At 36.6% G+C, this 12,626-nt stretch carries 12 protein-coding genes; all 12 read right to left on the bottom strand.

Features of this window, described 5'->3' with window-relative positions; genetic code table 11:
* Positions 1–4: 4 nt before the first annotated feature.
* Positions 5–1,258 (bottom strand): EpaQ family protein, encoded by a 1,254-nt coding sequence (locus AB5M32_RS01420; RefSeq protein WP_063626785.1) that lies wholly within the window; start codon positions 1,256–1,258, stop codon positions 5–7.
* Positions 1,259–1,480: 222 nt separating this feature from the next.
* Positions 1,481–3,532: a YfhO family protein gene (locus AB5M32_RS01415; protein ID WP_161651859.1), complete on the bottom strand. Its 2,052-nt coding sequence runs from the start codon at positions 3,530–3,532 to the stop codon at positions 1,481–1,483.
* Between the two features lie 50 nt (positions 3,533–3,582).
* Entirely contained in the window at positions 3,583–4,431 is an 849-nt protein-coding gene (gene rfbD, locus AB5M32_RS01410; protein WP_014834184.1) for a dTDP-4-dehydrorhamnose reductase, read from the bottom strand.
* A gap of 181 nt (positions 4,432–4,612) precedes the next feature.
* Positions 4,613–5,641, bottom strand: coding sequence for a dTDP-glucose 4,6-dehydratase (rfbB, locus tag AB5M32_RS01405; protein WP_010719743.1), 1,029 nt, complete (start codon positions 5,639–5,641; stop codon positions 4,613–4,615).
* A gap of 21 nt (positions 5,642–5,662) precedes the next feature.
* Complete coding sequence (gene rfbC / locus AB5M32_RS01400) at positions 5,663–6,235, bottom strand: dTDP-4-dehydrorhamnose 3,5-epimerase (RefSeq protein ID WP_010719744.1); 573 nt, start codon at positions 6,233–6,235, stop codon at positions 5,663–5,665.
* A gap of 14 nt (positions 6,236–6,249) precedes the next feature.
* The gene (rfbA, locus tag AB5M32_RS01395) at positions 6,250–7,116 is read right to left on the bottom strand and encodes a glucose-1-phosphate thymidylyltransferase RfbA (RefSeq protein WP_010719745.1); all 867 of its coding nucleotides are present in this window, start codon (positions 7,114–7,116) and stop codon (positions 6,250–6,252) included.
* Between the two features lie 88 nt (positions 7,117–7,204).
* A complete protein-coding gene (locus AB5M32_RS01390; RefSeq protein WP_178286540.1) occupies positions 7,205–7,921 on the bottom strand; it encodes a glycosyltransferase family 2 protein in 717 nt (238 codons plus the stop codon).
* A 13-nt stretch (positions 7,922–7,934) separates the two neighbouring features.
* Complete coding sequence (locus AB5M32_RS01385; protein WP_034698849.1) at positions 7,935–8,759, bottom strand: glycosyltransferase; 825 nt, start codon at positions 8,757–8,759, stop codon at positions 7,935–7,937.
* Positions 8,756–9,556 carry a glycosyltransferase gene (locus AB5M32_RS01380; protein WP_010719748.1) on the bottom strand — a complete coding sequence of 267 codons (801 nt, stop codon included), beginning with the start codon at positions 9,554–9,556 and terminating at the stop codon, positions 8,756–8,758. The genes AB5M32_RS01385 and AB5M32_RS01380 overlap by 4 nt, the downstream gene beginning before the upstream one ends.
* Positions 9,556–10,686, bottom strand: coding sequence for a glycosyltransferase family 4 protein (locus AB5M32_RS01375; protein WP_010719749.1), 1,131 nt, complete (start codon positions 10,684–10,686; stop codon positions 9,556–9,558). Before AB5M32_RS01375 ends, AB5M32_RS01380 begins: the two co-directional genes overlap by 1 nt.
* Positions 10,687–10,754: 68 nt before the next feature.
* Positions 10,755–11,678: a YihY/virulence factor BrkB family protein gene (locus tag AB5M32_RS01370; RefSeq protein ID WP_010719750.1), complete on the bottom strand. Its 924-nt coding sequence runs from the start codon at positions 11,676–11,678 to the stop codon at positions 10,755–10,757.
* Between the two features lie 26 nt (positions 11,679–11,704).
* Positions 11,705–12,469 (bottom strand): type I methionyl aminopeptidase, encoded by a 765-nt coding sequence (gene map, locus AB5M32_RS01365; protein ID WP_010719751.1) that lies wholly within the window; start codon positions 12,467–12,469, stop codon positions 11,705–11,707.
* Positions 12,470–12,626 lie beyond the last annotated feature (157 nt).

The following is a 12,626-nucleotide window of genomic DNA, read 5'->3' as shown; positions in this document are numbered from 1 at the left end:
ATATTTAATGTCGGCGTGCCACTCTTGATAGAGAGCCGTCTGTCGTTTCCCTCGTTTGTTGATTCGCTATTTTCCGCTTGTTTGCAACGTTTTTTAAATCATCATATCGGTGACTTGCCATTCCCAATAACAGATAGATGATAGGTACCCACGGAAAAGAAGTTAAAGTATCTTCCATAAAGGATTGGATCATCACTGCAAAGAATGCCCATAAAAAGGTTACTTGTCCATTCGATAAATCTGCTTTTAAGGTCAATCGACCTACATAGATTAAGACTAGTACTCCTGCGATGATGACACCCAGCAATCCATATAGATTTAAAAATGAATTATAACTATTGTGATTTCCTAAAAATTGATTTCCACGTTGAAAAATGAACGGTTTCATTCCAACCCAGACTTGTTCGCTTTTTTCTGAAATAGTCTCATAGAATTTCAACCAAATTTCTTCACGACCAGTAAAGAGATTTAGATGCTCGGAATGAGCTGCTAAGTAAGAAACTGGCAACGCAAAAATCGTGACAATCATGTAGGCTAAAAATGGCGCTCGTATTATTTTGAACAATTGTTTTGGCCAAATATCCAGTAAAACAAATACGATCATCGCAACTAAAGCACCTTTTGATTGACAGACCCAGATACCAATAATCCCAGCAATCACACTCGGAAATCCAACGAATACCCGAACATACCAGCGCTCAAATGAACTGGCAAACCCACTGATCAGTAAGGAGAGGGTCATTAAAGTACTACCAATCGTATTCGTGTTGATCCAAATATCGGAAACTTTATTATCAGGCAACCAAATACTTTCACCATCAGGAATTTTTATTTCAGTAAAAATGCGGTATAACGTAATGCCAAGAAAGACATAACATACTAAAATAAAAATCGAACGATCTAACTTATCAAACTGAATCCATTTAACCGTCAAACAAAAGACTATGATTAGCGGGATCAAAAGATCTACATTCATAGAACTTGCTCTTACTTCACGGAAATGATCAAACAGAAAATAAATAAGCATTGCCGCTGCTAAAAAAATAAAGTCAGCTCTTCGTCCTTTATATACGTTTAAAATAAATAAAATGACAATGCCAAACGTAACAAATTGCGCACTGTTGTCATATAAAAAAAGCGCTTGAGCATTGCCTAGGCCTGCTGTCCATACAAAATAAATAGCAGAAAGAAATAGAATCAGTAATCCAACACTCATTTTATTTATTAATTTTCCAATAACCGTCTGAATAATCTCCATCCTCCTTTCATACTGTTTTATTATACTGTTTTTTAAAAACAAACGGCAATGCTATTTTTAGATTAATTGATAAAAAACTCACTTTTAGTGCTTCATCCAGTCTTTTTAAAAGAAAAAACATGGAACCTAAAAATAGGTACTGAGCAATTTCAGAAGAAGCAGTAAAGAAATTTACTTCCTTACACTCCCATATCAATTACTCAATACCTAATAATTACTTTCTCAACCGCCTGTATACGACCATTCATCTACTTGGTTATCCGTATTATTCACAGCATTATTGGCTGTAGATGGATCGTTTTCAGGATAGGTTACTTCAAAAATCATATAACCATCTTTATCAGGACCGTATAGTTGAGTGAATTGTGCTTGGTACAATTGATTATAATCAGTTAACGGGCGTTTGCTGACCACGTATTTGATTCCAAGCTTTTCAGCATCTTTAAAGTTGAGGGTCACAGAAAACATATCTGGACGATCTAAAACAAATGAAGTTTTTTCTTTAGCAATAAAGGCACGTGTGTGGGCATATCGATTATAATATTTTTCATATTTTTTATCTGGATCAATTTTAGCCCATGCCTTCATGTCTGGATAAAAGCGTACCGAATTAAAAGCTTTTACGCCTAATGTTGGTGTAAAGTTATACAGCTCATCTTCTGTTAACCATACTTGTTGTGGATCTGCCTGATCAATTGCTTTTATCTCTTTTGCCAGAGTCTTTTCAAAGATCGCACCAGTTCCTTCTACAACTGGGTTCACAAAGAAACCTGAAGCTACAATCAAAGCGATAAACGAAAGATAGAACAATCGACAACGTCGGAACAGAATAAATGCCAGGATTAACGTACCAACAATCACGATCATGGTGATCTCTAATTCGGTAAAGTATTTTGTCATTTTGGAATTGACCAAAGCATACGCAAAGATTCCCGCGTTCGCCAACAATAGGAAAAATTTATACCATGTTGGGATCACATCTTCTTGCCAAATATAGGCAATAAACCATATGGTTAAGAGGCAAGCTGCAAAACTAAAGGTTAAGATTGCTCTAAAAGGTGGCACGTAAGATAATAAAGTGAGTTCAGCGAGCCATTTTGGTAATCCTAAAGTAATCCAATAAATTGAAAACAGACAAAAGAGCATTAAAATCCGTCCAAACAGTTTTTGTTCACTATTTTTTTTACCAAATAAAACAAATGGGCTTGCTAAAAAGACGGTCGGGAAGAAATGATAAAACAGAGCAACTTCAGAATTATTAGAAAAATTGATATCTTTAAACGAAATTTTCCAGTTTGTCAGAAAATAAAAGAACTCTCCTAAATGCCATTTTCCTCCTGTACTTACTCGTTTTCCTGGATATAAGGTATTTAAAGAAGCCAGTAACGCATCTTTAGAGGTTAACCAAAAGTGGATCAGTACGCCACCTATAAATAATATTGCCCCAATGATCAGTACTGCATCAAACCAATCCCAAGTGATTCGCTTCCCATAATAGAGCAATAACCCAACAAAATAAAAGACAAGAAAATAAGCAAGCATAACTTGATGGGCTGGATAAATCACCAGGATAAAACCTAGACCAAATATGACGATCAAACTCATCATCATTGCTCGTACCCATTTTTTTTGATGTTGGTAAAAATAATGATAAAAAGCAACCATTAGTCCTAATGTGAAGAAAATCAAATCTCCCACGTGTTGCATGAACCACCACTGGACTGCTGGTGAGAAAGTTAAGGCAAAGGCGCCTACGAGTGATAAAGCTTTTTTTCTTTTTGTCAAAATCATTAAAACTTCATACCCCAATAAAACCATGACCACTAATTTCATTGCCCAATAAAACGAAAGCCCACGATCTCTTCCCAAGAAAAAGAATCCCCAATTGAATGGTTTACCAATAACTGTGATATCTTTAACAGGAGAATTATAAGCAATGATCATATTTTGTCCATTTAAGGAATAATCGGGATTTACTAAAGGATAGTCATTTTCAGCTTGTGAAAGATAAAAAGGTGTTTGCACGAGCCATTCATCTGAACGAACTTCCCTATTTTGCCCGAAGATGACATCAGTTTTCTTTCCGTCATCTCGTTGCGATACATATTTATCCCATACACCCAATGAACTACCATTCAAATTAAACGTCACAATAACTACAATGACTAGCAATCCGATGAGGTAACGAAGTTTTAGAAAGACATCAAGAACAGAATGATCTGTGCGCTCAGGCTTCACGGCTGTTCGTTGCGCGCGTCTTGTTTGTTTTTCCATGCGATTCTCCAATTTCTAGTTTGTTCTTTTTTTACGGAAAAACAAGTTTGCTATTTCAAACTTTCAGCTGCTTCCAACATTTTTGCTAATGCTTCTTGCCATGTCGGAATGACAAAGCCTAGATCTTCTGCTTTCTTTAGACTCATCACAGAATATTGTGGGCGAACTGCTTTTTGTGGATACTCTGCTGAAGTGACTGGTGCTACTTCGACATCCGTATCTTTTAAGATTTCTTTGGCAAATTCATACCATGAACAGCTATTTTCATTGGATAACTGATATACGCCATAAGGTGCTTGTTTTTCAATCACATATACCATAAATTCAGCAAGTGTTCGAGTCCAAGTTGGGCGACCATATTGATCATTGACAATAGTTAAACGATCATGCGTTTCGGCTAAACGTTGCATTGTAAAGACAAAATTATGTCCATAAACACCAAATACCCATGAAGTACGGATAATATAATAGTCTTCTAAGATTTCTTGAACTGCTTGTTCCCCTAGTAATTTTGTGCGACCATACTCATTCAATGGGTTAGTTGGATCGTCTTCGCGGTATTCTTGGTCTTTCTTTTTGCCATCAAAGACATAATCCGTACTGATATATACTAATTTAGCATTCACTGCTTTTGCAGCCAATGCCACATTTTTAGTTCCATCAACGTTAATCTTCTCATCTAATTCTTTGCCTTCTTCTTCTGCTTTATCAACGGCTGTATACGCTGCACAATGAAAAATAATTTCTGGCTTTAAGTTTGTAATATACTCCATTGTTTTTTCTGCATCAGTAATATCCAGCTCAGCAGCATCAGTTGACACATAAGCCATTCCTTTTTCATCTAATAAATGGCGTAATTCCGTTCCAAGTTGACCATTTCCTCCGGTTAATAAGAACATTCTGATCTCTCCTCTTTTTTGTTTTAAAAAGGGGTCTGCAACATCTGTCACAGCTCCCCTTACAATTGCCAATAAACAATTCCTATTTTTATACTAATTTTTTTCTGCACGTTTTACAACTTCATGCGTGTCTTTTTTACCCGAATTTTTTGAGAGTTCATTAAATCCGGCTTATCATCATTTATTGACCATTTTTGGCGTAGGCTGCTTCCACAGCTTCTTTTTCTTTCTTCCACCAATCTTGGTGTTCTTCATACCATTTGATTGTATCAGCTAAACCATCACGGAAGTTGGTAAATTCAGGTTGCCAACCTAGCTCCTCACGTAACCTTGTCGAATCAATTGCATAACGTAAATCATGTCCTGCACGATCGTTGACATGGTCGTAAGCATCTTTGGGTTGTCCCATAAGTTCCAAAATCAATTCCATGACTGTTTTGTTATCTTCTTCCCCATCGGCACCGATCAAATAAGTTTCACCGATTTTTCCTTTAGTCAAAATCAACCAAACCGCAGATGAATGATCATTCGTATGGATCCAATCGCGAACGTTTTTTCCTTCACCATATAGTTTTGGACGTATACCACTTAAAATATTAGTAACTTGACGAGGAATAAATTTTTCAATATGTTGATACGGTCCATAGTTGTTTGAACAATTTGAGATCGTTGCTTGCAACCCAAATGAACGAACCCAAGCTTTCACTAATAGATCAGAGCCCGCTTTAGTTGAAGAATATGGACTTGATGGATTATAAGGTGTTTCAGCTGTAAATTTTTCCCCTTCGCCTTCTCCATGACCTGGTAAATCTTCACGTAAAGGTAAATCCCCATACACTTCATCGGTGGATACATGATGGTAACGAACATTGTATTTACGACAAGCTTCTAACAGGGTGTACGTACCAATAATATTGGTTTGGACAAAAGGAAATGGATCTTTTAGCGAATTATCGTTATGAGATTCTGCTGCATAGTGGACTACGGCGTCTGCTTCTTTGACTAAACGATCCACTAATTCTGCATCCGCAACATCACCAACGACTAATTCTACACGGTCACTAGGTAGCCCTGCTAAGTTCTCTTTATTCCCAGCATAAGTCAATTTATCTAACACCGTAACATGAACCTCTGGATGATGATTGACCACATAGTGGACGAAATTTGAGCCGATAAATCCGGCACCACCAGTAACAATGATATTTTTCATATAAAAATTCTCCTTGCAATCCTAAATTTCACCATAAACAAATGGATTTTCTGCTTCAAACTCTTTTAAAGTTGGATGATGCTGATCCTTTTCAGACATAATCGCTTTGGAAAGATCGATAGGCCAATCAATCGCTAAGTCTGGATCATCAAAGGCAATCCCACCATCAGCTTGTGCATTGTAGTAATTATCACATTTGTAAAGAAAATTGACATTTGGTGTCAATGTCACAAATCCATGAGCATAACCTTTAGGCACCAAAAGTTGTCGATGGTTGTGTTCAGATAAGATAAAGCCTTCCCATTTACCATAGGTTGGACTTCCTTTACGAATATCGACAATTACATCTAAAACAGCACCAGAAGTTACCCGAATCAATTTCGTTTGTGCTGCTTCTCCTTTTTGGAAATGCAGTCCGCGGATAACACCAGCTTCTGCCGATAATGAATGATTATCTTGAACAAAATCAAAATCTAAACCATGTTCAACAAATTTTGCTTTGGAATAACTTTCGGTAAAAAAGCCACGATGATCACCAAAAACATCCATTTCAATGATCTTCACATCTGTTAAATTAGTATCAGTTACTTTCATTACTTCAGACTCCCTTAATTGTTGGCCAACTGTAAAAGATATTGACCATATTGATTTTTTTTCAACGGTTGAGCTAATGCAAGTAATTGCTCTTTAGTGATATATCCCATTCGGTAGGCGATTTCTTCTAAGCAAGCTACCTTGAGATTTTGACGTTTTTCAATCGTTTCAATAAATGTGGATGCCTCTAGAAGAGATTCATGCGTGCCAGTGTCTAACCAAGCAAAACCTCTACCCATCAATTCAACAGATAGTTTTCCTTTTTCTAGATAGACTTTGTTTACATCAGTGATCTCTAATTCACCACGTTCAGAAGGTTTGATGTTTTTCGCAATCGAAATAACATCATTATCATAAAAATATAACCCTGTTACTGCATAATTTGATTTTGGTAGCGCAGGTTTTTCTTCGATTGACAGAGCCTGCATCTTTTCATCAAATTCTACAACACCAAAACGTTCTGGATCATTAACGTGGTAACCAAACACTGTTGCTCCAGTATCTTTAGAAGCAGCGCGTTGAAGCATTTTAGATAAGCCACCACCGTAATAGATGTTATCTCCTAAAACTAAGCACACACTATCATCACCGATAAATTCTTCACCGATAATAAAAGCCTGTGCTAGCCCATCTGGACTTTCTTGCACTGCATACTCAATTTGTAATCCTAACTCTGCCCCATTACCAAACAGTTCTTTAAATCTTGGTGTATCTTGAGGAGTAGAGATAATCAGGATTTCTTTGATACCCGCTAGCATTAGTGTAGACATTGGATAGTAGATCATTGGTTTATCGTAGACTGGCATCAACTGTTTTGAAGTTGCCTTAGTTAGAGGGTATAAGCGTGTACCACTTCCCCCAGCAAGAATGATTCCCTTCATGAGTATAAATTCTCCTTTTCAATTTAAAATTCACCTTGTTATTATCTCATCAAACTTGTTATTTGTCATGGAATTATTAACGATTTAACTATCTTTTATTAATTCCAAACCATTTTCTCTTCACAAGCGCCTTGATCAGATTCAACCGCCAGGTAATTTTTTGGGTTAGTTTAGTGTTTGTTTTGATTTCACTCACATTAAAATCATGTCTACGATAAAGTGTCAATGTTTCTCTAATAAACCCAACACGAGTTCCACCTAACATTCCAATCCACATATCATGCATTGGTACTTCAGAAGGAATCGGTACTATTTTTTTCTTTAATGAAGATCGAAAAGCCATGCCGGCACCGATATAATTACTTCGAATCAAATTATTGAGCCAGCCTGTTCGGGAATGCCGATAGGAAAAATACGACGCGTGTATCTCATTGAGTTGACCATCCACAATCACTAGATCACTCACTACTACTAATTGTTGCGGATTTTCTTCAAAATATGCGGTGATCTTAGCCACCTTATTAGGTAGCCAAACATCATCTTGGTCTGCTAAAAAAATGATGTCACCTTTAGATTGTTGAATGGCATGGTTGAAGTTGGCAATGACACCTTGCCTTGGTCCTTCAACAAATTTGATTCGATTGTCTAGTTGCGTGTATTCCTTTATAATTTGACAAGTTTCATCTGTCGATCCATCATCTGAAATAATCAATTCATCCTCAAGTGTCAGTTGGTTTAAAATACTATCCAATTGTTCTCTTAAATATCTGCCACCATTAAAGGTAGCCATACAAACTGATCGCACAAATTCACACCCTTCAGTTTTCAGTAAATGATTGTAATGTCAAACGCCATATTTTACGATTTCTGACTGTTAAAAATTGTTTTACTGTACGTAACAATAATTGTTTTCGATGACGCGGTAACATTTCTTTATCATAATTTTGATAAAAAGTTTTTTCAGCTTTCAGTATCGACTGATACCTTGTAACAGAAACTTTCTGATAATCAAGAACTGAAAGATCATGTTCCATTTTTTCAGGTAAGATAAAAACCGTCTTTTTGAACTGATAGATCGTCCAAAAAAGCCAATGATCCAAGAAATCAAGGGGAAAATCTAAATTAAAACCGCCAATTTCCTTTAAAAATTTGATAGAAAAAACAGCGCCCGAATTAATCGCCATGATTCGTCTTTGACTGAGCTGTGATCGCTCAACCTTTTCAACTTGACGATTGATATAGCGATCCGCAAAAACAGGCGATATTTGGTTGCTTCCAGCATAAACCAACGGAACTGCTGCAACCAATTCATCTGTCCAATCAATCGTTAATAGCGTATCAAAATACGTTGCAGTCAATTGACTATCATGATCAAGTGTAACGAAATAGCGAATATTCTGCTGTGCATGATTCAACGCATAATTATAAGCCGTAGCCAGACCAGGATTTGATGGATCATGATAGTAGCTTATATCTTCGTTTTGTTCTAATAATGGCTCCAATTGCTTAACGGGACTATTATCATAAACAACCAATTGAATCTTCTTCTCTTTGACAGCTTTCATGAGCAGATCAAAAGAAGGCGATTGACTAAAACGCTGCTGGTATAATACGATAACGACTACTATTTTGGGTATGGTCAAAAGAAAGTCCACCCCCACTTATTGAAAAATTTCACCATTGACTGTAAAAAGATACGAAAAAGTTTAAAATTGCGATGAGCGCCTTTTCCATATAAATGAACAATCGTATATAACGGCGTATAAAGGAGTTTTTCTCCTGCTTTTTCAAAAGTTAAGCAAAGATCATTATCTTCAAAATACATAAAATAGCGATTATCAAACCCGTTGACTTTTTTAAATTTATTGACATCAACGACCATAAAACTACCAGAGATCATACGCACGTAGCTATTGGTTGTTTCTGACAAATCATGGCATTCGAATTTTGCTAAACGTTGAGCAAACAACTGCTTGACAAAACGAGCCGGAATAAACCGCAATACATAATCGAATACATCTAATTTTTGGCGAATCAAATGTTGTGTCGTTCCATCTTCATTCAATATTTTAGGTGCTAACATGGCACATTCTGGATGTTCCTGCAAAAGTTTGACCAAGTCAACGACTGTCTGCTGATCCACCAGAATATCTGGGTTAAAGATCACAGCATAAGAAAAGTCACTCGTTAATAAGTTATGGTTATGTCCATAACCAAATCCTTTATTTTCCTGATTAAAATAGATTTTGACAAACGGATACTTTAGATATTCTTTCAATCGTTCTTGGTAGTCAATCGACGAAGCATTATCGAAAATTAAGATCTCAACCATGGCTTGGTCATTTATGCTGGCTAGAAGCGTATCTAACGTTTGAAAAATCTTTTGACTATTAGCCGTTACGATGCTAATTAAAATCGGTTGTTTTTGATTTATTTTCATTAGTGTCTAGTCCATTTCCTTTTATATTTCTGTATGACTTGTGTTCGATATTCTTTATTGCCTAAAAAACGTAAAGTTTTAAGAATGTACTGATGCTTCTCGTTGATCAATCCAATCAACTCAAACAATAAAATAGCCGCAAATAGCATCGAAACGATCAAAACAATCGAACCGAGACGCCCAGTATAGTTCATGATCATGGCAGTGAATGAAAACATCAATGCCATAGCATAAATGGTCAAAACTGCTCCTTTATGCGTAAAACCTAGACTCAATAATCGATGATGTAGGTGTTTTTTATCTGCTGTAGAAAAAGAGACACGGTTCGCTTTTCTGCGAATAATCGCAAAAAATGTATCTGTTACTGGAACGCCCATCACAATCAATAATGAGATAGAAGAAACAAATGTTACATTCTTCAGACCTTGTAGAGAAAGAACAGCCATCATAAATCCTAAGAACAATGCCCCAGTGTCTCCTAAGTAAATTTTGGCAGGATAAAAATTATAAGGAAAAAAGCCAATAATGCTTGCCACTAAACAGAATATGACGATTGGTATGTATACTGTAGAAGCATGTAGGAAAAAATATCCGATAATACCAATTGTAATCAACCCGATCAACGAGATTCCGGTTGCCAAGCCGTCTAATCCATCAATCAAATTAATTGCATTAGTGATACCGAAAATCCAAAAAATGGTCACAGGAAAACTCAGCCAACCCAATTCGATATAACCAAAAAAGGGCAATGTTACTGAATCAATGTGAATATCTGCCACAAAATAGACGATCAACGCTGCTAATAAGATCCCGACGGACTTTTGTTTAGGCGTCAACTCGTATTTATCATCCAGTACCCCCGTTAGAATGATCACTAAGGAAGCTAGTAAAATAGGAATGATATAAAATTTGGGAATGATGTCACGAAAAAACAATAAGGTGGATACGACAAATGAAATAAAAATGGGTAGTCCCCCAGCTGAAGGCATAGGTATTTCATTAATACGTCGCGCATTCGGTTTATCCACCATTCCGGTTTGGACAGAAATAATTTTAAATATGGGCGTTAGTACTAAAGATAACAAGATTGTTAAAAAAAATTTGACAACCATACTAAATGAAACAAGCATATTGGCACCTACTTTAATTAAGAGTCTAGAATTATTATAAAACACTCAAGCAATAAAAACTCGCAGTTCTATTTTTTTTTATGAGAAAATTTATTTTTGAAACGAATCCACCATTTATTTGTAGAAACTCGTCTTTTCTTGATTTCGTTACCTGTTATGTATTCTTGCACAACAGCATTGATGATTCCGCCAAATATAATGATTGTAGCAGCAAAATTGAGCCATAGCATCAAGACGATGAAACTCCCGATGATTTGGTACCCACTGACTCTTGTTGCAAAGTATTTTGCGTAGATTCCAAACACCTGAGATAGCAACATCCAGCCGACAGTAGCAAAAATCGTTCCCGGAATCACTGCTTTTAGTTTTAATTGCGCATTCGGTACTATCACATAAATCAAAAACATAATGATAAATAAGACAACTAAGGTAATCGGCCATTTCAAAGTTTGGAACTGGATGATCACATTGCCAGAAAAATTAAAAATCGGTTGGAGCGCTTCAAGTATCATTTGACCCAGTCCTAAAAAAATCGTTACTCCACTAATCGCAATCATGAAAAGCAAAATCACTACTAATGAAAAGAAACGGACGATCAAAAAATTCTTTCTATTTTCTACACCATAAGCCTTATTCATGGCAATTTGTAAAGCGTTGATACTTTGACTGGCAGACCACAAAGCAGCTAAAGCAGATAACGACAACAAGCCACCGGAACTTTGCGTTAACAAATTTCGAATTGCAGGACCGATAAACTGATAGACCGTCTCAGGGATGATTTGCCGCACATAAGTCAATACTGTCTCTTGATCGATTTTTAGAAATGGCAAAATATTACCAAACGCAATAATTAGGGGAAATAAAGACAATAATAAATAATACGCCACAACAACTGACGTGGTACCCATTTCTGAATCAGTGATCCGTTTTTTTGTTGTTGCAATAAAACGCATTAAATTTTCGTTTTGCTTTATTTTCCCTAATAATTTCATCAAATTCTCCTTATTGATCTAGCTTCTCAATACGTACCTTCTTCACCTTGAGAAGTTAAGATTCTTGGTCCATCTTTCGTAATTGCCAGTGTATGTTCATATTGGCAAGACAAGCCACCATCTCTTGTATAAGCAGTCCAGCCATTTGGATCCATTTTCATTTTCCAAGTTCCAGTATTAACCATTGGCTCAATGGTAATAACCATCCCTTCTTTTAACCGTAGACCTTTTCCTGCTTCACCATAATGAGGGACAGCAGGTTCTTCATGGATCGTTGGACCCACACCATGACCAATAAAGTCACGGACAACCGCTAAGTTTTCACTTTCAACATAAGTTTGGATAGCATGACCAATGTCGCCAATTCGGTTCCCAACTTGCGCTTGTTCGATTCCTAGATACAAAGCTTTTTTTGTCACTTCCATCAAGCGGTCAATTTCCGGCGTTGACTCTCCCACTACATAAGCCCAACAAGAATCAGAAATGCCGCCTTTTAAATCGATACACATATCCACTTTCACTAAATCGCCATTTTTCAGCGGTTTTTTACGTGGAAATCCATGACAAATTTCGTCATTGATGCTAATACAAGTCGCATACTCATAGCCTTCAAATCCAATTTGAGCCGCAATCCCACCATGGCTTTCAATATAGTTACGAACAAAAACTTCAATATCCCAACTCGTCACGCCTGGTTTGATAAAATCTCGCAGATTTTTATGTACATCCGCTAACAACGCGCCAGACTCAGCCATTGTTTCAATTTCTCGTGCTGATTTCAATGTAATCATATTTTCGTCTCCTTTTTACAAATCTTCCTCATTTTACCATAGTGTCCGGTCGTTCGCCAAATCAGATTCTCTTCACATGACTTGTTTTCTTTTAGTAAAGGTTTTGGTATAATCTGTAAATGTTAGAGGATCATATATCAATAAGTAGGAGGCAACC

Source organism: Enterococcus sp. C57, from assembly GCF_040887305.1.
In the GTDB taxonomy this organism is placed as follows: domain Bacteria; phylum Bacillota; class Bacilli; order Lactobacillales; family Enterococcaceae; genus Enterococcus_B; species Enterococcus_B hirae.
The sequence above is the reverse complement of the archived record's forward strand: the minus strand, read 5'-3'. Positions and strand labels throughout refer to the sequence as shown.

Bases quoted from the DNA above. Each gene is read 5' to 3' on its own strand.
- AB5M32_RS01415 (WP_161651859.1), bottom strand. From the start codon at position 3,532: ATGGAAAAACAAACAAGACGCGCGCAACGAACAGCCGTGAAGCCTGAG.
- AB5M32_RS01375 (WP_010719749.1), bottom strand. From the start codon at position 10,686: ATGCTTGTTTCATTTAGTATGGTTGTCAAATTTTTTTTAACAATCTTG.
- rfbA (WP_010719745.1), bottom strand. From the start codon at position 7,116: ATGAAGGGAATCATTCTTGCTGGGGGAAGTGGTACACGCTTATACCCT.
- rfbD (WP_014834184.1), bottom strand. From the start codon at position 4,431: ATGTTCTTATTAACCGGAGGAAATGGTCAACTTGGAACGGAATTACGC.
- AB5M32_RS01420 (WP_063626785.1), bottom strand. From the start codon at position 1,258: ATGGAGATTATTCAGACGGTTATTGGAAAATTAATAAATAAAATGAGT.
- rfbB (WP_010719743.1), bottom strand. From the start codon at position 5,641: ATGAAAAATATCATTGTTACTGGTGGTGCCGGATTTATCGGCTCAAAT.
- AB5M32_RS01370 (WP_010719750.1), bottom strand. From the start codon at position 11,678: ATGAAATTATTAGGGAAAATAAAGCAAAACGAAAATTTAATGCGTTTT.
- AB5M32_RS01380 (WP_010719748.1), bottom strand. From the start codon at position 9,556: ATGAAAATAAATCAAAAACAACCGATTTTAATTAGCATCGTAACGGCT.
- map (WP_010719751.1), bottom strand. From the start codon at position 12,469: ATGATTACATTGAAATCAGCACGAGAAATTGAAACAATGGCTGAGTCT.
- rfbC (WP_010719744.1), bottom strand. From the start codon at position 6,235: ATGAAAGTAACTGATACTAATTTAACAGATGTGAAGATCATTGAAATG.